This is a genomic window from Pseudarthrobacter sp. MDT3-1, assembly GCF_054510755.1.
Window position 1 is genome coordinate 94,353 of the sequence record NZ_JBTNDX010000001.1, and the last position, 23,376, is coordinate 117,728.

The window sequence follows — 23,376 nt, forward strand, 5'->3', positions numbered from 1 at the left end:
TCAGGCTAGGTTTTCCTGCCAGACGTCGACGCCGAGTTTGATGATCAGGGCGCCCACCACCAGCAGGAATACAACGCGGATGAAGCGGCTTCCCTGCTTCACGGCAGTCCGCGCGCCCAGGTAGCCGCCGGCCATGTTGGCCAGGCCCAGCAGCAGCCCGACACCCCAGAGGATTGACCCATGGGGCAGGAAGAACAGCAGGGCGCCGGCGTTGGTGGCCATGTTCACGATCTTGGCTTTGGCGCTTGCCTCCAGGAAGGCATAGCCCATCGCCGAGACGAGCGCGATGATGAGGAAGGAGCCGGTGCCCGGACCAATCAGGCCGTCATAGAAGCCAATCACGGCCCCGATCATGCATGCCACCACGTAGTGCGTGCGGCCATCGTGCCGCAGCACGGTGAGGTCACCGACGTTGGGCTTCAGCGCCGTAAAAAGCGCCACGACGACCAGCGCCACCACGATGATCGGCTTGAAGACACTCGCCGGCAGCGTGGCGGCGAGCACCGCCCCGGCGAAGCTGCCGGCAAGGGCGATCACCGCCATGGGCACGGCTGTCCGAAGGTCCGGTTTCACCCGCCCGTAGTACGTCACCGCACTCGTGGCGGTGCCGAAAATTGACCCCATCTTGTTGGTGGCCAAGGCCTGGACCGGCGTAATCCCGGGTACCAGCAGCATCGCCGGCAGCTGGAGCAGACCGCCGCCACCCACCACGGCGTCCACCCAGCCGGCAGCAAATCCAGCCACCACAATCAGGATGATTGTGGTGAGCTGGATCGACTCGAACCCGGAAATCACCGCCGCAGGTCAGCTGCGGACGGCGGTGACCACATAGTCAACGGCCTTGTCCACGGCCACGTTCTCCGCTTCGCCGCTGCGGCGGTCCTTGATCTCGACAACGCCGTCCACCAGGCCGCGGCCGACGGCCAGGATGGTGGGGACGCCGACGAGTTCCGCGTCGCCGAACTTTACGCCCGGGGAGACCTTCGGCCGGTCATCGTAGATGACGTCCAGGCCGGCGGCCTCGAGTTCCAGGGCCAGCTGCTCGGCGGTGGCAAAGATTTCCTCGCCGCGGCCGACAGCCACTACATGGACATCGGCGGGGGCAACGGCGCGGGGCCAGACCAGACCCTTGTCATCGTGGTTGGATTCGGCCAGTGCGGCGACGGCACGGGTGACACCAACACCGTAGGAGCCCATGGTAACCACCACCTGCTTGCCGTTCTGGTCCAGGACCTTCAGCTCGAGGGCCTCAGCGTATTTGCGGCCCAGCTGGAAGATGTGGCCCATTTCGATGCCGCGGGCCGTCTCCAGCGGACCGGAGCCGTCCGGGGCCGGGTCACCCTCGCGGACGTCGGTGCACTCGATGACGCCGTCCCAGGTGAAGTCGCGGCCGGCAACCAGGCCGTACACGTGCTTTCCTGCTTCGTTGGCCCCGGTGATCCAGGCAGTGCCGCTGACAACGCGGGGATCCACCAGGTAGAGAAGCTTGGTTGAGCTTTCGCTGCCCAGTAGGGGTTGGTCCAGCGTCAGGCCGGGTCCAAGGTAGCCCTTGACTATGAGGGGCTGCTTCTTGAGGTCGTCGTCGTTGGCTGCTTCGAGCGTGATCTCGCCGCCGATGGGCAGGAAGGAACCGATGTTGGCTTCCACGCGCTTCAAGTCAACGCCGCGGTCACCCGGCAGGCCGATGACCACAAGCTGGCGCTCACCAGTGGGCAGGGTGACGGCAAGAACCACGTTCTTGAGGGTGTCGGCGCCCGTCCACGCGCCGCCGTCGGCCTCGCTCCGGGGAGCCAGTTCGTTGGACGCGGCAACCAGCGTATCGATGGTGGGCGTGTTCGGGGTATCGAGGACCTCGGCGGCAGGGGCGTTGCTGAAGTCGATGTCGGCCGGAACAACGGTGGTGACGGCCTCAACGTTGGCTGCATAGCCGCCGGCGGAGCGCACGAAAGTGTCTTCGCCGATCTCGGTGGGGTGCAGGAACTCTTCGCTCTTGGACCCACCCATGGCGCCGGCGGTGGCCGCAACGGGAATGACTTCCAGGCCCAGGCGCGCAAAGATCTTCAGGTAGGCGCCACGGTGGGCGGCGTAGCTGGCGTCCAGGCCTGCGTCGTCCACGTCGAAGGAGTAGGAATCCTTCATGATGAACTCGCGGCCGCGCAGCAGGCCCGCGCGGGGGCGTGCTTCGTCGCGATATTTGTTCTGGATCTGATACAGGCTCAGGGGCAGGTCCTTGTAGGACGAGTACAGGTCCTTGACCAGAAGGGTGAACATTTCTTCGTGCGTGGGGGCCAGCAGGTAGTCGGCACCCTTACGGTCCTGGAGCCGGAACAGACCTTCGCCGTATTCGGTCCAGCGGTTGGTGACCTCGTAGGGCTCTCGCGGCAGCAGCGCCGGGAAGTGGACTTCCTGGGCACCGATGGCGTCCATTTCCTCGCGGACGACGGCCTCGACCTTGCGCAGCACACTCAGCCCCAGCGGAAGCCAGGTGTAGATGCCGGGCGCCGCGCGGCGGATGTAGCCGGCCCGGACCAGGAGCCGGTGGCTGGCGACCTCAGCGTCGACGGGATCTTCACGCAACGTGCGCAGGAAAAGCTTGGACATTCTTGTGACCACGGGTGGTTATCCGTTTCTGGGGAGTAGCTGCTGGAAAGCAGAGCCGGGCAATTCTTCTGGGTACTAATCTACCGGCTATCCACGGCACGCCAGGCGGCGGAACCTGAGCCGGCCCAGAGACCGCGGGGGCGGGACGCAATAGAGCCACGCCCGGCATGCAAAGCCCCTGGCCGTAAACGGCTGGTCATTGCATGCGGACGTGGCTCCATGGCCGTTGACGCCTAGGTACTGGTGAGGACTGGTGAGACCGCCCACCCACTCCAGCGCAGCTAGATCGAACATATGTGATAGCCGACACATCCACAAGGGTTTTTCCATTCGAAGTAATTGACGGCCGCCTTTTGCAGGTCTAGTTTCAATTCATCACCTGATGAATTCAAAGGCGGACTCCCAGCATTCGGAGGCATTAATGTCCCATTCAGAAGCTACCGCCCCGGCCGTCACGGAAGCCAGCATCGCTGTGGCCGCCACCGCCCTGCACGTCACACGGGGAAAGGTTCCCGTCCTGCGCGGCTTGGACTTTGCCATCCAGGCAGGCGAGATCACCGGGCTGCTGGGCCCGTCCGGCAGCGGCAAGACTACGCTCATGCGGGCCATCATGGGCGTCCAGGCGCTCACGTCCGGCTCGGTCCAAGTGCTGGGGCTGCCCGCCGGGCACCCTGACCTGCGACACCGGGTGGGTTACGTGACCCAGTCCCCCAGCGTGTATCCGGACCTCACGGTCGAAGCCAATGTCCGCTACTTCGGCGCCATGCACCGCAAGGGCCGCGCCGAGGCCGCAGAGGCGATCGCCGCCGTCGGGCTTGAACCGCAGGCCAGGCAGAAAACCGGCGACCTCTCCGGCGGACAGCTGAGCCGGGTGTCGTTGGCCTGTGCCCTGGTGGCTCGCCCCAGCCTGCTGGTCCTGGATGAGCCAACCGTGGGCCTTGATCCGGTGCTCCGGGCTGACCTGTGGGACCGTTTCCGGTCCATGGCCGAGTCCGGGACCACCCTGCTGGTTTCCAGCCATGTGATGGAGGAAGCCAGCCATTGCGGATCACTCCTCCTGCTGCGGGAGGGAAAGCTCCTGGCGCAGCTGACGCCGGCGGAATTGAGCCGGCGCGGGCACAGTGCCGATCTGGAGAAGGCTTTCCTGCACATCATCCAGGACACCGCCGAAGTGCCCAGTGGTTCCCCCGAAAGGACGGTACGGTCATGAACCTGTTGATGCTGTTGGCCACCACCCGGCGCGTCCTCGACCAGCTCCGGCACGACCACCGCAGCATCGCGCTAATCCTGGTGGTCCCAGCGCTGCTGCTCACCGCCGTGTACTTTCTCTATGAGAATGAAACGCTGCCGCCGGGGGTGCCCAGGACTTTTGACCGGGTTGGCCTGATGATGCTGGCGATCTTCCCGTTTGTGGTTATGTTCCTGGTTACGTCCATCACGATGCTGCGGGAACGCACCTCGGGGACCCTGGAACGGCTGCTGACCACTCCCATCCACAAGGCGGACCTGCTGTTCGGCTACGGGCTGGCATTTTCCATCATGGCCGCCCTGCAGTCGCTGGTGGCTACCGCCGTGGCCTACTGGATCTTCGGGCTCGACATCCAAGGCAGCCCTGGACTGGTGGTCATGATTGCCGTGATCAATGCGGTTCTTGGCGTCGCGCTGGGGCTGCTCTGTTCGGCCTTCGCCCGGACGGAATTCCAGGCCGTGCAGTTCATGCCGGTGGTGGTAGTCCCGCAGATCCTGCTCTGTGGCCTCTTTGTGGCCCGCGAAAGGATGAACGAGGCCCTCGAGGCTGTATCGAATGTCCTTCCACTGACTTTTTCGGTGGATGCCCTCCAGGAGATCGCCGCCAACACCGAGCCCACAGACCAGCTGTGGATGGATGCCGGAGTCATCGTGGCCATTGTCCTGGCGGTCCTGGTGCTCGCGTCCCTGACCCTGCGGCGGCGGACAGCGTGAACGGACAGCATGATCCGGCGGACGCCCCGGGTTCCGCAGGCAGCGCGGCGGGTACGGGCCGGCGGGGCCGGCGCGGCGGGGCCACCGAGTCGAGGGAACAGATCCTGGACACAGCCCGGCGGCTTTTCGCCGAACACGGTTTCGAAGGGACCAGCCTGCGCCAGATCGCCCGGGAAACCGGCGTGGACCCCGCCATGGTCCACCATTTCTTCAAGGGCAAGGACGAGCTTTTCGCGCTGAGTGTGGCACTACCGGCCGACCCGGAGAAAGTCCTGGCGGGCGTTGACGGCTACTCGCCAGAGGACCGGGCAGAGGCGATCGTGCGGGCCGTGCTGCGCTTGTGGGAGAGCCCGGCCCAGCACAGCCTGGTGGCCTTCCTCAGGGGAACCATCGGCTCCAAGGCCAAGACGTTGCTGCTGCGGGAACTGGTGCAGCGGACCATCCTCGGCCGGATCATGGCAGGAGTCCCCGGCCCGCCCGAAGAAGTGGCCATGCGCGGAAACCTTGTGGCCACGCAGATGGTTGGGGTGATGCTGGTCCGGTATGTGGTGCGGCTGGAGCCACTCGCGTCTGCCTCGCCCGACGACCTTGTGCGGCTCGTGGCTCCGAACGTCCAGCATTACCTGACGGGTGACCTGAAGGGTGACGGGTGAACCGGCGGCGGGTGGCCTGAAAGGCGGCGACGCTGAGGCCAGCGACCTGGCGGCTAGAACAGAACCGTAGCGAAGGTGCCAACCTGGCGGAAGCCCACGCGCTCGTAAGTGGACCGCGCCCGGAGGTTGAAACCGTTGACGTACAGGCTGGTGACGGGGGCAAGCGTGCGCGCCTTCTCCACCACGGCAGCCATGTAGCCGGCGCTCAGACCCTGTCCGCGGTAGCCGGGGTTCATCCATACACCCTGGATCTGCGTGACGTCGGCTGTCACAGCTCCCAGCTCGGCCTTGAACACAACGTCGCCGGAGTCGTTGACGTGTGCCAATGAATGGCCTTGCCGGATGAGGCCTTCCACGCGGCGGCTGTAGAACTCCTTGCCTCCCAGGAACGGCGAGTAGCCCACTTCCTCTTCGAACATGGCGGCGCAGGCGGGAAGGATCCGGTCAAAATCGGCCAGCCGGCCAAGCCCCAGATCCGCGTTCGCCTCCACCGACGGCGGCCCGCACAGCGTCATCAGCGGCTGTTCATCCCGCACCTCGTGGGCCGCATGCCCTAGTTCAGCCAGCTCAGCATGGAGGGCAAGGACAGCATCTGCGGGGCCAAAGGCGGAGGCGAATCGGCGGCCGGAATTGCTTGCTGCGGCAGCGACAAGCCCGGCAAATTCGGGGTCAAGCTGGACCGGGACCAGGTTTGCCCCTGCCCAGCACGCGCCGACCAGGATGCCGTCGTCGAAAACTCCCAGGACGCCAGCACCACCAGCAGTGGGCGCGGCAGAGCCCGCCGCCCGGAGGTGCGCCAGGATAAAGACATTGGCCACCGGATCCTGCGACGCTAGGCGCCGCAGGGCAGCGGTGTCCGCGCCGGCGAGGGTCCGGACGGATATTCCCGCCGGCGCGGCGTCCTCTTTATGAGACGCTAACCACGGGGCTACCCTTGACAGCATCTTCGCCATCGGCCTCCCCCATCTCTTCAGCTATGCGCATGGCCTCTTCGATCAGTGTCTCAACAATCTCGCTCTCAGGCACAGTCTTAATGACTTGGCCCTTCACAAAGATCTGCCCCTTGCCATTGCCGGACGCCACACCAAGATCGGCTTCGCGGGCTTCGCCCGGTCCGTTGACAACACAGCCCATCACTGCCACGCGGAGCGGAATTTCCATGCCTTCCAGCCCTGCGGTGACCTGTTCGGCAAGGGTGTACACGTCCACCTGGGCGCGGCCGCATGACGGGCAGGAGACGATTTCCAGTTTGCGCGGACGCAGGTTCAGGGACTGGAGGATCTGGTTGCCCACCTTGATTTCCTCCACCGGAGGCGCCGACAGGGAAACCCTGATGGTGTCGCCGATGCCCTTGGCCAGGAGCGCCCCGAAGGCTGTGGCGGACTTGATGGTGCCCTGGAAGGCGGGCCCGGCTTCGGTGACGCCCAGGTGCAGGGGCCAGTCGCCCTGCTCGGCCAGCATCTCGTAGGCAGCAACCATAATGACCGGGTCGTTGTGCTTGACCGAGATCTTGAAGTCGTTGAAACCGTGCTCTTCGAACAGCGACGCTTCCCAGACGGCGGATTCCACGAGGGCCTCGGGGGTGGCCTTGCCATACTTCTTCAGGATGCCGGGCTCCAGCGATCCGGCGTTGATGCCGATCCGGATGGAGGTCCCGTGGTCCTTCGCCGCGCGGGCGATTTCCTTGACCTGGTCATCGAACTTGCGGATATTGCCCGGGTTCACCCGCACTGCCGCGCAGCCGGCCTCAATCGCCGCGAAGACGTACTTCGGCTGGAAGTGGATGTCGGCAATGACAGGGATCTGGGACTTGCGAGCGATGATTGGCAGAGCCTCTGCATCATCGGCCGACGGGCAGGCGACGCGCACGATGTCGCAACCGGATGCGGTGAGTTCCGCGATCTGCTGCAGGGTGGCGTTGATGTCCGTGGTGGGCGTGGTGGTCATGGACTGCACACTGATGGGCGAGTCCGAACCGACCCCGACGGAACCCACCTTGATCTGCCGCGTCTTGCGGCGGGGGGCGAGAACGGGCGGCGGTGCTGACGGCATTCCCAGGCTGACCGAGGTCACGTGGACTCCTTGGGTAGGTGTTTCGGTAGTAAAAAAGGGTCCGGGAATCAGGATGCGTGCGCGGCCAGGAGGCCGATCACGGGAGTCCACTCGGTTGTCCGGATCCCGGCAATGGTGCCGGCGACGGCGAACGGGTCCTGCTTGAGGAGATCGTTCACGTGGGTTTCGTCCTGGACCTTGAAGATCAGCAGGGCGCCCGCCCCGTCACCGTAGGGTCCGCTGGTCAGCAGCTGGCCCTCGTCCGCCAGACCCGCCAGCCAGGCGCGGTGCGCGGGGCGGTGATCATCACGGACGGCGGAGGAATCGGCGGCGTACACATACTCAACGGCAAAAACAGTCATAAAGACACCCTATCCCCAGGGGTGGGCTGTCGCCGATCCGGGCAGTCAGCAAGACTCACTGCAGGAACACTACCTTGATCACTGCCGCCGTTCCCGCAGCCCACAGCATGGACGTGAGCGTTCCGATGATGAACCGCTCCGCAGCCACGGGGGTCTCTTTCAATTCGGCGAACCTGCCCAGGCCCTTGATAGCCACGATGTAGGCAATGGCCACCGGCTGTCCGGTCAGGATGGCCACGCAGACGCCCAACCGTTCCAGGACTCCGATGATTGCCCCACCCCGCAGGATCCGCTGGGCCGGCAGCGCCGGCGCCACCTGAGGAACGTCCGACGGCGGCTGGCCGCCACCCGTGGTCAGCTCGCCGTCGACGGTTTGCCCCGTACCGGCCCGCGGGGCTTCCGAAACGGTGTCTACCGTGACGTCGGCTGAAGGGTCCTGGGCCGATGCGTCCTGGTCCGACTTGGTGGCCGCGTCCGCTTTGTCGTCAATGGTCCTGGCGAGCCGGAACACCAGTGCGGTCACCGGCCATCCTGCGAATCCGGCCACCAACAGCGCAACTGCGATCCAGAGTGCGTTCACCGTTCTCCTTCAATCTGGGAATGGGCGTGGTCCAGGAGCATGGCCGCGGCAGGCCTGGCCGCCCATTCCTCAAGCCAGCCGGACCTAAGCACAGCACGGCTCACCGACTGCTCCGTGATTCCCAGTTCCTGGGCCACGTGTTTCTGGCTGCCATGCTTTCCCTCGCCGCCCTGGAGCGCGCGCAACCGGTCCACCACCCGCCACTGGGCTGGTGTGCGTTGCTGCACCACCCGTCCGATCAGGCGAAGCACCGCCTGGGCATTTGCACTGGTCATGGCTCCCTCCTTGGCGTGGGGAGGCATCTCCCGTCCACGGCCAATACTGCCGGACACCACCGACAATGGCACCTGACCAGCCGAGCCCTTGGCGAGTTCCACGGCCTTTCGCGCTGCCACAAAGCCGCTCCCGGAACCTTCCCGGGGGCTTCCGCCCGGGGTGAGCTGTACGGCCCCGATCCCGATCCCGACGTACCAGCGCCCGCTCCGGAGTGCGTACAAGGCGATCTCCACTACGTCCTCGGCATGTTCCACCACACCCTGGAGTTCATCACCCACGGACCGTTCGAAGGTCGCCGGTGTGAGGCTGCGCAGTGCGGCGATCAGATCGGGAACACGGTCGACGTCGGCAGTGCTGCCTCGCTGGTCGATGGTCAGTACGTACATGCCCTAACCGTACGCAGGTGATCACTCATAATCAATCAAAAATAGCTGATTATTAAATATCAGCCAATAAAGACTGATTTTCGAGAATCACCCGATCCGATCAGGTGCTGTCGTGGCCTGCCGGGATCCGCTCCAGGCGATCCACCCACCGGCGCCTGCCATCAGTACGGCCCCAGCCCGGCGCGGCAGCACGTCGGAACGCCATACCGCGATCCCCAGCAGCACCGTGCCAACGAATACGAGCAGCAGGCCCAGCAAAACGTGGAAATCACCGCCGGAACAAGCAGCAAAGCCGTGCCGGCAACAGCTGTGACCATTGAGGCGATTGCCAGGCTCCCCGTCCTGCTGTTGGCCATGGAACAGCCCAAAGCAAAGAAACCGAACAGGGCCAGGATGGTGCCTGCGGTACTGCCGAAAAGATGGCTGATCTGGTACGCATCGGAGCTGACAAAACGGGCCCACGCCTCCGGGTCCTTCGCCTGGTCCGGATGCGGGTCCAGCGTGGACCAGGCGGTGACAAGCCACGAGACAGGCAGCGCCCACAACCCGGCCCGGATCCAGCGGCTAATGCTCTTTGATTGGACGGCGAACGTGCCCATGTTTCATGGTAGATCCGGGACATCCGTCCAGCCAGACGTCCGCAGGAGTCAGCCGAACAGGTTCACCGGCTTCACGATGTCGGCATAAATCAGCAACAAACTCATGCCCATCAGCAACGTGGCCACCACGTAAGTCACGGGAAGCAGTTTGGCGATGTCGAAAGCGCCCGGATCCGGTTTGCCGAACAGCTTGGCCACCCGCCGCCGCGCCCCCTCGTACAGCGCTCCGGCCACATGGCCGCCGTCGAGCGGAAGCAGCGGGATCAGGTTGAAGACCGCAAGCGCAAAGTTCAAGCCGGCGAGCAGCCCTACCAGTGCCCCAATCCTGGACTGCAGCGGCACTTCCTCCATGGCCGCCACTTCACCGGCCACGCGCCCCACGCCCACCACGCTGATGGGGCCGTTGGGGTCGCGCTCTTCCTCGCTGAAGGCCGCCTTGGCAACGCCCACCACCCGGGCGGGCAGATTGAAGACGACGCCGGCCACTTGCTTGATGTTTTCGCCCGCCATGGGCAGGACGGACGACGCCGGCTGGGGAACCAGTTCGGTCTGCGCGCCGATGCCCAGGAAGCCGACGTCCTGGTACAGGAGGGTGCCGGCGTCGTCCTTTGCCTGGCGTCCGTCCACGCCGACGACGGGGCGGGCGGAGAGCACCGGCGTCACCGCGGTGGTGACGGGCGCGCCGTCGCGCTCAACAGTGATGCTGACTTCCCTGCCCGCGGAGGTCCGGATCCATTCGGTCAGCTCGTCCCAGCCGGTGACAGCTTTCCCGTCAAAGGAGGTGACCACGTCGTTGGGCAGGAGCCCGGCAGCGGCCGCGGGGGTCAGCTGGCAGTCCGGGGAATCGGGATCAACGGTCTCGCCGGCCGCCACCTGGCACTTGGAGACGTCGGCGATGGTGGTGGTGGCCGTGGCCATGCCGAAGCCCATCAGCAGGACGGCGGTCAGGATCACGCCGATCAGCAGGTTCATGGCCGGCCCGCCCAGCATCACGATGATTTTCTTCCACACCGGCAGCCGGTAGAACACGCGGTTTGCGTCCTCCGGTCCCACTTCCTCGTGTGCCATGGACCGGGCTTCCGTGGCCAGTGTCTGGAACATGCCGGTGCTGGAAGGGCGGACGGTGCCGTCGTCCTTGTTGGGCGGATACATGCCGATCATGGACACGTAGCCACCCAGCGGGATCGCTTTCACGCCGTATTCAGTTTCACCCTTCCGCTTGGACCACAGGGTGGGGCCGAAGCCGATCATGTACTTGGTGACACGCACCTTGAACAGCTTGGCGGGCACCAGGTGCCCCACTTCGTGCAGCGCAATGGACACGGCAATGCCGATCGCCACAAAGACGACGCCGAGGATAAAGAGGAGGACGGGGCTCATGCGTGGATCTGCTGCTTCCTAGAGACTGCTGACTGCTAAACGTTCGTGGGCACGCGTGCGTGCCCAGTCTTCAGCATCCAGTACCGACTCCAGCGTCAGCCCGGAGGATCCTGAATGTTCGCTGAGGACAGCATCGATGGTGTCCACGATTTCGGTGAAGCGGATGCGTCCCGAGTGGAACGCCATGACCGCTTCCTCGTTTGCCGCGTTAAAGACGGCGGGAAAAGTACTCCCCTGCTTGGCGGCGTCCTTGGCCAAGTCCACGGCCGGGAAAGCGACGGTGTCCAGCGGTTCGAACGTCCAGCTGGTGGCTTTGGTCCAGTCACACGGGGAGGCCGCTTTGGGGACCCTGTCCGGCCAGCCCAGCCCTAAGGCAATGGGGAGGCGCATGTCCGGCGGGGACGCCTGGGCGATGACGGACCCGTCAATGAACTGGACCATGGAGTGGACCACCGACTGCGGGTGGACCACAACGTCGATCCGGTCCAGCGGCACGTCGAACAGCAGATGGGCCTCGATGAGCTCAAGGCCCTTGTTGACGAGCGTGGCCGAGTTAGTGGTGACCATCAGCCCCATGTCCCACGTGGGGTGCGCCAGGGCCTCTTTCGGCGTCACGTCGTGGAGCTGTTCCCTTGTCCGGCCGCGGAAAGGCCCTCCGGAGGCCGTCAGGATGAGCTTCTCAACCTCGACCGCGGAGCCGGAGCGCAGGCACTGCGCTATCGCTGAGTGCTCGGAATCCACCGGCACGATCTGCCCCTCGCGGGCGGCGGCCTTGACGAGCGCTCCGCCGACGATCAGCGATTCCTTGTTGGCCAGCGCCAGCGTTGCACCTGATTTCAGGGCGGCGAGGGTCGGGGCGAGCCCGATGGAGCCGGTAATGCCGTTGAGCACTACGTCCGCTTCTACCGCGGCGATGCGGGCCGAGGCGTCCGGGCCGGCGATGATTTCGGGGCGGTAGTCCTGCCGCCCGGCGAGGCGGGCAGCCTCGGAGATCAGGTCCCGCAGCTTGCGCGGATCCCCCGCGGCGATGCCCACAGCGGCGGCACCGGTGTGGACGGCCTGGCGGGCCAGGAGCTGCAGGTTCCCTCCGCCGGCGCTGAGCGCCACTACCTCAAAAAGGTGCGGGGCGCCGTCGACGACGTCAATCGCCTGGGTGCCGATGGAACCGGTGGATCCGAGGATGACGATTCTGCGAGGCTGCATTGGTTAAGTATCCCGCACCCCGGCCCGCACCTGGCCCGCGGTCCGGTCAGCCCGCCGCCAGCTCGATGAAACCCTTGGCCAGCGTGGACACGGCTCCGATGTAGGCGATGGCCACAACGATCCGCCGCACGGCAGCCGGTTTGACCTTGCCGGACAGCAGATCGCCCGCGATGATTCCCGCCACCATGGCGGCCAGGATGCTGAGCCATTGCCAGCCGTCCAGTCCGGGAACATGTCCACCGGATAGTACGTACTTGATCACCAGGGAAGACAGTCCGGTGGTCACGAAATAGGGCTGGAGGGTGGCGCCGAAACTCTTCTGCTCCCACCGGGTGGCAATGGCGTACGCGGTGATGGCCGGCCCGCCGACGCCCGCTGCCGCGTTCATCAGTCCGCTGGTGAAGCCGAGGGAGACCATGGGAACGGGGCCACTGGCGCGCCAGGAGCTGCGGGTCAGCCGCTGCGAAGCCAGCAGGGCGATGATGAGGAGGATGCCGATGCAGATCTCCAGCGGCGCTTCGGCCACGTTGCTGGCCAACCAGGCACCCGGCAATACCCCTGCGAGGGCCGCGAGCGCCAGTCCGAAGTAGCGCTTCCACTCCACATGCCGCCAGACCCGGGAGAGGATCAGGAGGGATGAGGCCGCGCCGCACAGGTTGATGATCATGACGCCGTCGAAGGGGCCGAGCAGCACCACCAGGACGGGAGAGACGAGAAGGCCGAATCCGAGGCCGGCCAGCCGCTGGGCCAGCGCCCCTGCAACAACGGCAATGAGCACCAATGCAAACACCATCCGATCCTAGTGGGCGGACAGCGACGCCGGGCGTAACGTGGATTGCGTGGACTGGGTTACCTGGTTCGATGCGCCGGAGTACGGATTCGCCCGGCAAGTGCTGCAGCGGGGTGTGGCGGCACTGTTCTTTGTTGCGTTCCTGTCCTCCCTGAACCAGTTCCCTGCGCTGCTGGGCGAACGTGGCCTGTTGCCGGTTCCGGACTATCTGGAAGGGTTCAGCGCGCGCCGGCGGCCCACGCTGTTCCGTTGGCGCTATTCGGACCGGCTGCTGCGTGGTGCCTGCCTCACCGGACTGGCAATTTCCGCCCTCCTGGTGGCCGGCATCCCCCAGCTTGGGCCGCCGTGGGTTCCGCTGATCGTATTTCTGGCCCTGTGGCTGCTTTACATGTCGATCGTCAACGTGGGGCAGACGTTTTATGGCTTCGGCTGGGAAATGCTGCTGCTGGAGGCCGGGTTCACGGTGGCCTTCCTTGGCTCGGACCAGACGGAGCCGCCGCGCACCATCCTGATCCTATTGGCCTGGCTCGTGTTCCGGCTGGAGTTCGGCGCCGGGATGATCAAGATCCACGGCGGCCTGGAGTGGCGTGATCTGACCGCCCTCTACTATCACCATGAAACGCAGCCGATGCCGGGGCCACTGAGCCGCCAGGCTCATCTCCTGCCCAAACCCTTCCACCGGCTGGAGGTCCTGGGGAACCATTTCGCCCAGCTCGTGGTGCCGTTCTTCCTCTTCGCACCGCAACCCGTGGCAAGCGCCGCCGCCGGAATCATCATCTTCACCCAGCTGTGGCTGGTGGCCAGCGGCAACTTCGCGTGGCTGAACTGGATGGCCATTGTGCTGGCCTTCGCCGCGGTCAGCGACCCCGTGGCCCGCGCCGTATTGCCGTTCCTGCCGCTGGACGGGGATCCTGAGGAAGGCAGCCGCGGCAGTCCCCCGTACTGGCTTGCCGTCACCCTTGTGGCCACAATGCTGCTGGTAGTCCTCAGCTACTGGCCCGTGCGCAACCTGCTCTCCAAGGGGCAGCTGATGAATGCCAGCTTCAACCGCTGGCAGCTGGTCAACACGTATGGCGCGTTTGGCACCGTGACCAAGCACCGCGTCGAGATCGTCGTGGAAGGCACCCTCGACGAAGAACCTGAGGACTCAGCAGACTGGCGCGAATATGGGTTTAAGGGCAAACCCGGAGATCTCCGCCGGCTGCCCCGCCAGTGGGCGCCCTACCACCTGCGGCTGGACTGGCTGATGTGGTTCCTGCCGTTGCGCACCGTCCACGAGGAGTGGTTTTACGCGTTCCTCACGAAACTGCTGGAGGCGGACCAGCGGACGCTGCGGCTGCTCCGCGCCGACCCGTTCGACGGCGATCCGCCGCGCTGGGTGCGTGTCAACAGCTACCTGTACCGTTTCGCCACCAGGGCTGAGTTCCGGGAGACGGGCGAGCGCTGGGTCCGGATGCCGCTCTATGAGGCCATCCCGCCGCTTTCGCTCGGCGGTTCCCGGAGGCGGCGGCGGTGATTCGGTGCCCGCAGCCCTAGGAGTGGATGCCTGCCCGGCGGATGGTGGCTTCGGCGTGCTTGAGGATGGGGCCGTCGATCATTTTGCCGCCGTGCTGGAACACGCCGGATCCGGCAACAGCCGCGACCTGCAGCAGTTCTGTGGCGGCGGCGACGTCGGCCTCGGACGGGGCGTAGGCGCCCCGTACAACGGCCGCCTGCGTGGGATGGATGCAGGCTTTGGAGCCGAATCCTGACGCTGCGGCATCAGCGGCCTCCAGAGCCAGCCCGTCAAGGTCCGGGATGTTGACGTACACGGCGTCCACGGCTTCTTTCCCGAAAGCCCGGGCGGCGAGCAGCACCGCGGACCGGGCATGCAGCGCCACGGCGCGGTAGCCGCCGTCGTCCGCTCTGCTGGACGTACCGCTAAGGGAAGCCAGGAGGTCCTCGGCGCCCCACATCAGTGCCACCACGTTGGGGGCCGCCGCGATGGCGGGCGCGTTCAGGACCCCGACTGCGGTCTCGCACAGGGCGATGACGTGGTAGTCCGCCAGGGCTTCGAGCTGGGCCGCACTCTCAGCCTTGGCCAGCATCACCGTGCGGTACGGGGTGTGGGCCAGGCAGTGCAGGTCCTTCTCGAACTCGTCGGTGCCCGCCGGGTTGATCCTGATGATGGTGCGGCTGGGGTCAAGTTCGGGCCCCTCCCCGGCAGCGCCCAGCTGGGCCAGGATGGCGCCGCGCGCCCGCTGTTTGTCCGCGGGTGCCACGGCGTCCTCGAGGTCCACGATGACAGCGTCGGCGCGTTGGGCGGCCTTGGGGAAGCGCTCCGGGCGGTCGGCAGGGCAGAAGAGTAGGGCGGGACCCATCACAAATGTCATACGGTCATTGTCCTCTTTTGGGGCCCGGCACGCTCCCCTTTTCAGCTCCCGCAGGCTGCACGTATTGTCCAGAAGACTGCGCCACATGGGCGTCCCGGTTCCACATCAGGCAGCTCCGAGTGGCCAGCGCCACCACGGTGCCGTCCTGGTTCCGCCCGGTGTGCTGCATGGTCACAATCCCCTGGCCGGGTCGCGATCCCGAGAGCCGTTTGCCGGTGATCACCGTCTCCGTGTAGAGCGTGTCCCCGTGGTACAGCGGGTGCGGGAAAGAGACGTCGGTCAGGCCCAGCTGGGCGATGATGGTGCCCTGGGTGAGCTGGGAGACGGACTGCCCCACCAGGGTGGACAACGTGAACATGGAGTTGACCAGCCGCTGGCCGAACGGCTGCCCTGCGCTCCAGGCGGCATCCAGGTGCAGGGCCTGGGTGTTCATGGTGAGCGTGGTGAACAGGACGTTGTCCGCCTCGGTCACGGTGCGGCCGGGCCGGTGCGCGTAGACAACGCCTTCTTCGAGCTCATCAAAGTACAGGCCGCGCTGCTCGATGACGCGGGGGGCGGCGGTGGTTGCGCCCGGACCGTCGGGGGTTGAGCCCGCCGAAGCCCCGCTCATACGGTGAGCTCCTGGTCCTCTTCGAACAGCTCGGCGCCGGTGGCCGCGGCCACGTCCTCCACGGAGACGTTGGGGGCCAGTTCGCGGAGAACCAACCGGGACCGCCCGCCTTCGGTGACGACGTCGATCACGGCGAGGTCGGTGATGATCCGGTCCACGCAGGCCTTGCCGGTCAGCGGCAGAGAGCAGTGCTCCACGATTTTGGGGTTGCCGTTGCGGTCCACGTGTTCCATCATCACGATCACCTTCTTGGCGCCGAAGACCAGGTCCATGGCCCCGCCCATGCCTTTGACCATCTTGCCCGGGATCATCCAGTTGGCCAGGTCGCCGTTCTGCGCCACTTCCATGGCGCCGAGCACGGCCACGTCAACGTGCCCGCCGCGGATCATGCCGAACGACGAGGCGGAGTCGAAGAACGCGGCCCCCTTGTTGACCGTGACGGTTTCCTTGCCGGCGTTGATGAGGTCCGGATCCACCGCGTCCTCGCTGGGGTATGGTCCCACGCCCAGGATCCCGTTCTCCGAGTGGAGCACCACCTCGACGCCTGCCGGGATGTAGTTGGGAATGAGCGTGGGCATGCCGATGCCGAGGTTGACGTACTGTCCGTTGCTGAGCTCCCGGGCCACCCGGGCGGCCAGTTCGTTGCGCGTCCACCCTTTGCCCTCCGGATTGGTGCCTTCCGGATGGCCGACGGTGGCACGCCGGTATTCGGGCCGTACGGCTTCGGGCCGGGGAGGTGCTCCCTGCGTGCTGTTGGACTCCATGGCTACGCTCCTGCCTGTTCGGTGGCGCTTTCGGTTCCGGCAGCCTGGGCAAGGGAGACGGTCCGCTTCTCGATCCGCTTCTCACCGGCGGGCACAACCACCACCCGCTGGACAAAGATGCCGGGAGTGTGGACGTGTTCGGGGTCCAGCTCCCCCGGTTCCACCAGCTCCTCCACCTCGGCGATGGTGATTTTTCCCGCCATGGCGCAGAGCGGGTTGAAGTTCATGGCGGTGGCGTGGAAAACCAGGTTGCCGTGGCGGTCACCCTTCCAGGCGTGGACCAGCCCGAAGTCGGGCGTCAGGGATTCCTCCAGGACGTAGTCCACACCGTTGAACGTCCGGACTTCCTTGGCGGCGGAGGCAATCGCGATGCCTCCGTCGGCGTCGTACTTCTGCGGCAGGCCGCCGTCGGACACCTGGGTGCCGACCCCGGCCTTGGTGTAGAAAGCGGGGATCCCGGCGCCGCCGGCCCGGAGCTTTTCCGCCAGCGTCCCCTGCGGGGTGAGGACCACCTCAAGCTCACCGGACAGGTACTGGCGCGCGAACTCCTTGTTCTCGCCGACGTAGGAACTGACAGTCCGCCGAATCCTGCCGTCACGGAGCAGGACGCCCAGCCCCCAGTCGTCCACGCCGCAGTTGTTGCTGACGGTTTCGAGGTCCTTCGTGCCGTGCCGGTGCAGGGCATCGATCAAGGCCACCGGGATTCCGCAGAGGCCGAACCCTCCCACCGCGAGCGACGCGCCGTCGGGAATGTCCGCAATGGCTTCCTCGGCGCTGGCAACAACCTTGTTGATCATCGTTGGTCCTTTCAAGGGTCTCGACAGGCTCGACCACCGCGTGGCATTCCCGACCAGCGGGCTTGTTACAGTCCGAGTTCGCGGGCGATGAGCATCAGCTGGACTTCCGTGGTGCCCTCACCGACTTCAAGGATCTTGGAGTCGCGGTAGTGCCGTGCCACGGTGAATTCGTTGATGAAGCCATAGCCGCCGAATACCTGGGTGGCATCCCGCGCGTTGTCCATGGCCGCCTCGCCTGCGACCATCTTAGCGATGGCCGCCTGCGTCTTGAACGGCTTCCCCGCCAGCATCCTCGACGCGGCGTCGTAGTACGCCAGGCGGGCCGTATGGGCCCGGGCCTGCATGCGGGCGATCTTGAACGAGATGGCCTGGTACTTGCCGATGTGATGACCAAACGCGCTGCGTTCCTTGGCGTACTTCACCGACAGGTCAACACAGCCCTGCGCCGCCCCCGTCGCCAAAGCCGCGATGGCGATCCGGCCCTCGTCCAGGATGGAAAGGAAATTCGCGTAACCCCGCCCCTCCGCACCGAGCAGGTTCGCTTCCGGCACCCGGACGTCCTTGAGCGTCAGCGGGTGCGTGTCCGAGGCGTTCCAGCCCACTTTGTTGTAGGCCTTCTCCGCCCTGAAACCCGCAGTATTGGTGGGCACCAGGATGGTGGAAATCTGCTTCTTGAGGCTGCCATCCTTGCGTTCCTTCTGACCCGTCACCGCGGTGACCGTGACCAGGCGCGTGATGTCGGTCCCGGAGTTGGTGATGAATTCCTTGTTGCCGTTGATCACCCAGTCGCCGTTCTCACGATGGGCGTGGGTTTTGGTCCCGCCGGCGTCAGAGCCTGCTTCCGGCTCCGTGAGTCCGAAGCCGGCGAGTGCCTTGCCCGAGGCCAGCAGCGGGAGCCACTCCTCTTTCTGGGCCTCGGTACCGAACCGGTACACCGGCATTGCGCCGAGGGAGACGCCTGCTTCCAGCGTGATGGCCACGGACTGGTCCACCCGGCCAAGCTGTTCGAGGGCGAGTGCCAAAGCGAAGTAGTCCCCGCCCATCCCACCGTGCGCTTCCGGGAACGGCAGCCCGAACAGGCCCATGTCCGCCATCTGGGACACCACCTCGTACGGGAAGCTGTGCTCCTCATCGTGCTTGGCCGAGACCGGCGCCACCACGTTGTCCGCGAAATCCCGGACGGTGTCGCTGAGGTCCTGGTATTCCTCGCTGAGCTCAAAATCTGCCATGGCTAGGCTCCCTTGCCTGTGTTGTTGGAGTCCTTGTTGGAATCCTTGTTGGAATCCTGAAGTGAATCTGCGTCTGAATCGGTGGTTGAAGGGTGGATGGTGGCCAGCACCTGGTCTGCTTTGACCGGCTGACCGGCCTTGATGCTGATGTGGACCGTGCCGGCCACCTCTGCCACGAGCTGGTGTTCCATCTTCATGGCTTCCACGGAGAGAAGGACCTGGCCGGCTTCCACGGTGTCGCCGTTGCTGACCGCAACGGATACCACCGTGCCGGGCATGGGCGAGCGCACCTCCGGGTCCGCGGTGCCTTCCTCGCGCTCGACGGCGGCGAGAACCCGGACAAGCCGAGACTCCCGCGTCAGCGGCTCCAGCCGGCAGGACCAGCCTCCGTTGCCGAGGAACAGTTCCGCGGGAACTCCTGAGGGCAGGTTGTCCGGGGTGAGGTTGACAGGGCCCGCGTCCGCCGGCGCCAGCGAGTAGTCCGTGGTTTCGCCGTCCAGGGTAAGGACCAGGCTCCCGCGGCCCGGCAACCGCAGCGAGGCCGTCCGCCATGGCCCGTCACCGACACAGACCTGGACCGGGCCGGCGGCCACGCGGCCTGTGACTCTCACTGTTGCGATGCCGCCGTCGGGCGTTCCCAGGCTGATCCGCAGGGGCGCCGGCGCGCCGATCCGCCAGCCGTTGCTGGCCTGCCAGGGACCGGGGGGCGTCCCCGTGATGTCCTGGTCCCCGCTCACAACGGCGTACAAGGCGGCCGCGACCAGTTCGGCGTCGTCAATCCGCCGGAAGGCGAAGTCGGGCATCTTGCGCTCGATCAGGCCGGTGTCGAGATGCCCGGCGCGGACATCGTCGTCGTTGATCAGCAGCCTCAGGTACTCAACATTCGTATCGATGCCAAGGGCTGTGTAGCCGGCGAGTGCCGCGTCCAGGGTATCCAGGGCAACGGTGCGGTCCGGGCCCCACGCGATGACTTTGGAGATCATGGGATCGTAGCTGGAGGAGATCTCGAGCCCCTCGAGCAGGGCTGAATCCACCCGGATCATGCCGGCTCCGTGATCGGGCATTTCGTCCAGCAGGAGCACGGTCCCGGTGGACGGCATGAAGTTCCGCTCCGGGATTTCCGCGTAGACGCGGGCTTCGGCGGCGTGCCCGTTGAGTTCGACGTCGGCCTGGCGGAAGGTGAGTTCCTCACCGGCAGCGATGCGGACCTGCCATTCGACCAGGTCCACGCCGGTGACCATTTCGGTCACCGGGTGCTCCACCTGGAGACGGGTATTCATCTCCATAAAGAAGAACTCGTCAGGGGCCTCGTCGGAGACCAGGAACTCCACAGTTCCCGCGCCGCTGTAGTGGACGCTGCGGGCCGCCTGGCAGGCGGCCTCGCCGATCCGGGCCCGGGTGGCCCCGCCGTCGTGCAACGACTCCAGCAGCGGCGACGGCGCTTCCTCAATCACCTTTTGGTGGCGGCGCTGCAGCGAGCACTCCCGCTCCCCCAGATGGATCACGTTGCCGTGGTTGTCCGCCAGGACCTGGACCTCGATGTGCCGCGGCGTGCGGACCAGCCGTTCAAGGAAAAGGGTGTCATCGCCGAAGGCGCTCGCGGCGACGCGGCGGGCGGTGGCCAGCGTGGCTTCGAGGTCCTCGTGGCGCTCCACGATGTGCATGCCCTTGCCGCCGCCGCCCGCTGACGGTTTGATGAGCAGCGGGAACCCGACGGCGGGCGCGGCCTCCATGAGTTGCGCGTCAGTCATGCCCGGTTCGGCGATGCCCGGCACTACGGGGACTCCGTAGCCGGCCACGTGGTTCTTGGACCGGATCTTGTCGCCCATGACGTTCAGGGACTCAACGCCGGGGCCGATGAAGGTGATGCCGGCGGTTTCGAGGGCGCGGGCAAAATCGACGTTCTCGCTGAGGAAGCCGTAGCCGGGGTGGACTGCCTCGGCGCCGGTGTCGCGGCAGGCCTGGAGGATCGCCTCCATCTTCAGGTAGCTTTCTCCCGCGGCGGCAGGGCCAATCCGCACGGCGGTGTCAGCCTCGCGAACGTGGCGGGCCCCGGCGTCGGCGTCGCTGTAGACGGCTACGGAGCGGATGCCCAAGGCACGCAGTGTGCGGATGACGCGGCAGGCGATCTCCCCGCGGTTGGCGACGAGCACGGTGCTGAACAGCGGCTTCTGCCGGATTGCGGAAGGAACGGCGGGCATGGAAACGGTCATGGCTGGCTCACATCCGGAAAAGGCCGAAGGAGGTCTCCGGCAGGGGGGTGCGGGAGACGACGTCGAGTGCCAGTCCCAGGACGGTGCGAGTATCCGCGGGGTCGATCACGCCGTCGTCCCAGAGGCGGGCGGTGGAATAGTACGGGCTGCCCTGGTCCTCGTATTGCTGTTTGATCGGGGCCTTGAAGGCTTCCTCGTCCTCGGCGGACCATTCCTCGCCACGGGCCTCGTACTGGTCACGCTTGACGGTTGCGAGAACGCCGGAGGCTTGGTTCCCTCCCATCACCGAGATGCGGCTTGCCGGCCACATCCACAGGAAGCGCGGCGAATACGCCCGCCCGCACATGGAGTAGTTGCCGGCGCCGAAGGACCCGCCGATGACGACGGTCAGCTTGGGCACCCGGGCAGTGGCGACGGCGGTGACCATCTTGGCGCCGTTTTTGGCAATGCCACCCTGCTCGGAATCCCTGCCCACCATGAACCCGGAAATGTTCTGCAGGAAAATAAGCGGAATGCCGCGCTGGTCGCAGAGTTCGATGAAGTGCGCGCCCTTGAGCGAGGACTCGCTGAAGAGCACGCCGTTGTTGGCCACGATCCCCACCGGGTGCCCGTGCAGCCTGGCAAAACCCGTGACCAGGGTGGTGCCGTACTCCTTCTTGAACTCGTGGAACCTGCTGCCGTCCACCAGCCGGGCAATGACCTCGTGGACGTCGTATTGCGCGTTGACGTCCGTCGGGAGGGCGCCGTACAACTCCGCCGGATCCGCGAGGGGCTCGACGACGGTGTCCACATCCCAGGCAGGGGCAGCCGGCCTCGGCAGGGTGGAGACGATGTCCCGGACGATCTGCAGGGCATGCTCATCGTTCTCCGCCAGGTGGTCGGTGACGCCGGAGATTTTCGAGTGCACGTCACCGCCGCCCAGTTCCTCCGCCGTGACGATCTCCCCGATGGCAGCCTTCACCAGCGGCGGACCGCCCAGGAAGATAGTGCCCTGGTTCCGCACGATCACCGTCTCATCGCTCATGGCCGGAACGTAAGCGCCGCCGGCGGTGCAGGAGCCCATCACGGAGGCGATCTGCGGGATCTTTGCCGCGGACATCCTGGCCTGGTTGAAGAAGATCCGGCCGAAATGCTCCTTGTCGGGAAAAACTTCGTCCTGCTTCGGGAGGAACGCCCCGCCCGAATCCACCAGATAGATGCACGGCAGCCGGTTCTCCAGCGCTATCTCCTGGGCGCGGAGGTGCTTCTTCACGGTCATCGGGTAGTAGGTGCCGCCCTTGACGGTGGCGTCGTTGGAGATCACGAGCATCTGGCGGCCGTGGACCAGGCCGATGCCGGCAATAACCCCGGCTCCCGGCGAGTCGTTGTTGTACATGCCGTTGGCTGCCAGCGGCGCGATCTCCAGGAACGGGCTGCCATCATCCAGCAGCCGGTCAATGCGCTCCCGGGGCAGCAGCTTCCCGCGCCCCACATGGCGCTCCCGCGACTTCTCCGGCCCGCCCAACGCGGCCTCAGCCAGCCTGGTCCGGAGCTCGGCGGCCAGCGCGAGCTGGGCAGCGTTGTTTGCAGCAAACGCTTCACTTGCGGCATCAAGCCGGCTGGCGAGAGTCTCCATCGACTGCATCCGTTCGTCATCTATTGAAAGCCACCAAGGCTCCGGCGAGAGCCGGAAAAGCGAGCTCGGTTAATGCTTTATAACTGGAATTCAGGTTAGTCTTTATTAACTGTGATGTCCAACACAACAGGACATTGCTAGAATCTGCTGTTCCTAGGAGGAAAAGCGTGCCCACCACCCGACCGGTCAAGCCGTCCGCACCGGCCCAGTCTGAGCATCCGAACTCGGCAACACGACCCGTTTCGGCAGCCCAGGCCGCTTCCGCGACGCCGGCAGCTCCGGGAACACCCGCGGCCGCGGCAGCCCACGCAGCTCCCGGAACGCCCCGCAGCCAGGCGAAGGAGAACCGCCGCCAGGCGCTGCTTGCCGCCGCCGCGGGGCTCTTCGCCCTGCACGGATTCAACCGCGTATCACTGGAAGACCTGGGCGCGGCAGCGGGTGTCAGCGGCCCGGCCGTCTATCGCCACTTCCAGGGCAAGCAGGCGGTGTTGGGAGACCTGCTGCTTACCGTCAGCCGCGAGCTGCTCGACGGCGGCCGGCGCGTCATTGCCGAGACTACGGACCCTCTCGCAGCGCTCCGCCGGCTGGTGGGGTTCCAAGTGGAGTTTGCCCTTGGCAAGCCCGACGTGATCCGGGTGCAGGACCGGGATTTCAGCAACCTCAGTCAGAAGGACCAGTCCGAGGTCCGGACACTGCAGCGGAACTACGTGGAGATTTGGGTGGAGGTCCTGGCGCTGCTGCATCCGGGCACCGACGCCGTCGAACTGCGGATGCGGGCCCACGCTACGTTCGGCCTGATCAACTCCACGCCGCACTCGGTGCGGAACCACGGACGGAAAATCGCGCCCAAAACGGCCCGGCCGCTGCTCGAAAGCATGGCGCTGGCGGCACTCACGGTGAACGTTCCCCCGGCCTCCTGACCGGGACACGAT

General features: G+C 65.8%; 23 protein-coding genes. 5 read left to right on the top strand and 18 right to left on the bottom strand.

What is annotated here, in order from left to right; all coding sequences use genetic code 11:
• Together ACX80X_RS00450 and ACX80X_RS00455 are read right to left on the bottom strand one after the other, a co-directional pair.
• Complete coding sequence (locus ACX80X_RS00450; RefSeq protein ID WP_252600020.1) at window positions 1-795, bottom strand: sulfite exporter TauE/SafE family protein; 795 nt, start codon at window positions 793-795, stop codon at window positions 1-3.
• 9 nt (window positions 796-804) lie between these two features.
• Complete coding sequence (locus tag ACX80X_RS00455; RefSeq protein WP_252600019.1) at window positions 805-2,613, bottom strand: proline--tRNA ligase; 1,809 nt, start codon at window positions 2,611-2,613, stop codon at window positions 805-807.
• Window positions 2,614-3,022: 409 nt separating this feature from the next.
• On the opposite strand from ACX80X_RS00455, the gene ACX80X_RS00460 reads away from it, so the two are divergent.
• The 3 genes from ACX80X_RS00460 to ACX80X_RS00470 are packed head-to-tail and all read left to right on the top strand — an operon-like array spanning window position 3,023 to window position 5,216.
• Window positions 3,023-3,811, top strand: coding sequence for an ABC transporter ATP-binding protein (locus tag ACX80X_RS00460; RefSeq protein WP_252607884.1), 789 nt, complete (start codon window positions 3,023-3,025; stop codon window positions 3,809-3,811).
• 8 nt (window positions 3,812-3,819) lie between these two features.
• Window positions 3,820-4,563, top strand: coding sequence for an ABC transporter permease (locus ACX80X_RS00465; RefSeq protein ID WP_056348486.1), 744 nt, complete (start codon window positions 3,820-3,822; stop codon window positions 4,561-4,563).
• The gene (locus ACX80X_RS00470; RefSeq protein ID WP_374209888.1) at window positions 4,560-5,216 is read left to right on the top strand and encodes a TetR/AcrR family transcriptional regulator; all 657 of its coding nucleotides are present in this window, start codon (window positions 4,560-4,562) and stop codon (window positions 5,214-5,216) included. Before ACX80X_RS00465 ends, ACX80X_RS00470 begins: the two co-directional genes overlap by 4 nt.
• Window positions 5,217-5,269: 53 nt before the next feature.
• Here ACX80X_RS00470 and ACX80X_RS00475 read toward each other — a convergent pair whose 3' ends face one another.
• From ACX80X_RS00475 to ACX80X_RS00515, 9 genes are all read right to left on the bottom strand, one after another.
• On the bottom strand, window positions 5,270-6,160 hold the full coding sequence (locus tag ACX80X_RS00475) for a GNAT family N-acetyltransferase (protein ID WP_252600049.1): 891 nt from the start codon (window positions 6,158-6,160) through the stop codon (window positions 5,270-5,272).
• Complete coding sequence (gene ispG / locus ACX80X_RS00480) at window positions 6,123-7,289, bottom strand: flavodoxin-dependent (E)-4-hydroxy-3-methylbut-2-enyl-diphosphate synthase (RefSeq protein WP_104063099.1); 1,167 nt, start codon at window positions 7,287-7,289, stop codon at window positions 6,123-6,125. Before ispG ends, ACX80X_RS00475 begins: the two co-directional genes overlap by 38 nt.
• 47 nt (window positions 7,290-7,336) lie before the next feature.
• A complete protein-coding gene (locus tag ACX80X_RS00485) occupies window positions 7,337-7,630 on the bottom strand; it encodes a YciI family protein (RefSeq protein ID WP_252607883.1) in 294 nt (97 codons plus the stop codon).
• A 55-nt stretch (window positions 7,631-7,685) separates the two neighbouring features.
• Window positions 7,686-8,210, bottom strand: a complete 525-nt coding sequence (locus ACX80X_RS00490; RefSeq protein WP_104063097.1) for a hypothetical protein — start codon at window positions 8,208-8,210, stop codon at window positions 7,686-7,688.
• Complete coding sequence (locus ACX80X_RS00495; protein ID WP_252613668.1) at window positions 8,207-8,872, bottom strand: MarR family transcriptional regulator; 666 nt, start codon at window positions 8,870-8,872, stop codon at window positions 8,207-8,209. Before ACX80X_RS00495 ends, ACX80X_RS00490 begins: the two co-directional genes overlap by 4 nt.
• A gap of 161 nt (window positions 8,873-9,033) precedes the next feature.
• On the bottom strand, window positions 9,034-9,471 hold the full coding sequence (locus ACX80X_RS00500; RefSeq protein ID WP_252607882.1) for a hypothetical protein: 438 nt from the start codon (window positions 9,469-9,471) through the stop codon (window positions 9,034-9,036).
• A 48-nt stretch (window positions 9,472-9,519) separates the two neighbouring features.
• On the bottom strand, window positions 9,520-10,851 hold the full coding sequence (locus ACX80X_RS00505) for a M50 family metallopeptidase (protein WP_252613669.1): 1,332 nt from the start codon (window positions 10,849-10,851) through the stop codon (window positions 9,520-9,522).
• Between the two features lie 18 nt (window positions 10,852-10,869).
• The gene (gene dxr / locus ACX80X_RS00510) at window positions 10,870-12,054 is read right to left on the bottom strand and encodes a 1-deoxy-D-xylulose-5-phosphate reductoisomerase (protein WP_252613670.1); all 1,185 of its coding nucleotides are present in this window, start codon (window positions 12,052-12,054) and stop codon (window positions 10,870-10,872) included.
• A 46-nt stretch (window positions 12,055-12,100) separates the two neighbouring features.
• Entirely contained in the window at window positions 12,101-12,847 is a 747-nt protein-coding gene (locus tag ACX80X_RS00515; protein WP_248761812.1) for a TSUP family transporter, read from the bottom strand.
• A gap of 46 nt (window positions 12,848-12,893) precedes the next feature.
• On the opposite strand from ACX80X_RS00515, the gene ACX80X_RS00520 reads away from it, so the two are divergent.
• A complete protein-coding gene (locus ACX80X_RS00520) occupies window positions 12,894-14,360 on the top strand; it encodes a lipase maturation factor family protein (RefSeq protein ID WP_252613671.1) in 1,467 nt (488 codons plus the stop codon).
• A gap of 16 nt (window positions 14,361-14,376) precedes the next feature.
• On the opposite strand, the gene ACX80X_RS00525 is transcribed toward ACX80X_RS00520, so the two are convergent.
• The 7 genes from ACX80X_RS00525 to ACX80X_RS00555 form a co-directional block, all read right to left on the bottom strand.
• Window positions 14,377-15,216: an HpcH/HpaI aldolase/citrate lyase family protein gene (locus ACX80X_RS00525; RefSeq protein ID WP_252613672.1), complete on the bottom strand. Its 840-nt coding sequence runs from the start codon at window positions 15,214-15,216 to the stop codon at window positions 14,377-14,379.
• A 4-nt stretch (window positions 15,217-15,220) separates the two neighbouring features.
• Window positions 15,221-15,826, bottom strand: a complete 606-nt coding sequence (locus tag ACX80X_RS00530) for a MaoC family dehydratase (RefSeq protein WP_252600009.1) — start codon at window positions 15,824-15,826, stop codon at window positions 15,221-15,223.
• Complete coding sequence (locus tag ACX80X_RS00535) at window positions 15,823-16,590, bottom strand: CoA transferase subunit B (RefSeq protein ID WP_252600008.1); 768 nt, start codon at window positions 16,588-16,590, stop codon at window positions 15,823-15,825. Before ACX80X_RS00535 ends, ACX80X_RS00530 begins: the two co-directional genes overlap by 4 nt.
• Window positions 16,591-16,592: 2 nt before the next feature.
• On the bottom strand, window positions 16,593-17,387 hold the full coding sequence (locus tag ACX80X_RS00540) for a CoA transferase subunit A (protein WP_252613673.1): 795 nt from the start codon (window positions 17,385-17,387) through the stop codon (window positions 16,593-16,595).
• A gap of 65 nt (window positions 17,388-17,452) precedes the next feature.
• Complete coding sequence (locus ACX80X_RS00545) at window positions 17,453-18,616, bottom strand: acyl-CoA dehydrogenase family protein (protein ID WP_252600006.1); 1,164 nt, start codon at window positions 18,614-18,616, stop codon at window positions 17,453-17,455.
• A 2-nt stretch (window positions 18,617-18,618) separates the two neighbouring features.
• On the bottom strand, window positions 18,619-20,829 hold the full coding sequence (locus ACX80X_RS00550; RefSeq protein WP_252613674.1) for an ATP-binding protein: 2,211 nt from the start codon (window positions 20,827-20,829) through the stop codon (window positions 18,619-18,621).
• A gap of 7 nt (window positions 20,830-20,836) precedes the next feature.
• Entirely contained in the window at window positions 20,837-22,444 is a 1,608-nt protein-coding gene (locus ACX80X_RS00555; protein WP_252613675.1) for a carboxyl transferase domain-containing protein, read from the bottom strand.
• Window positions 22,445-22,611: 167 nt separating this feature from the next.
• On the opposite strand from ACX80X_RS00555, the gene ACX80X_RS00560 reads away from it, so the two are divergent.
• Window positions 22,612-23,364 (top strand): SACE_7040 family transcriptional regulator, encoded by a 753-nt coding sequence (locus ACX80X_RS00560; protein WP_308216177.1) that lies wholly within the window; start codon window positions 22,612-22,614, stop codon window positions 23,362-23,364.
• The last annotated feature ends 12 nt before the right edge of the window (window positions 23,365-23,376 follow it).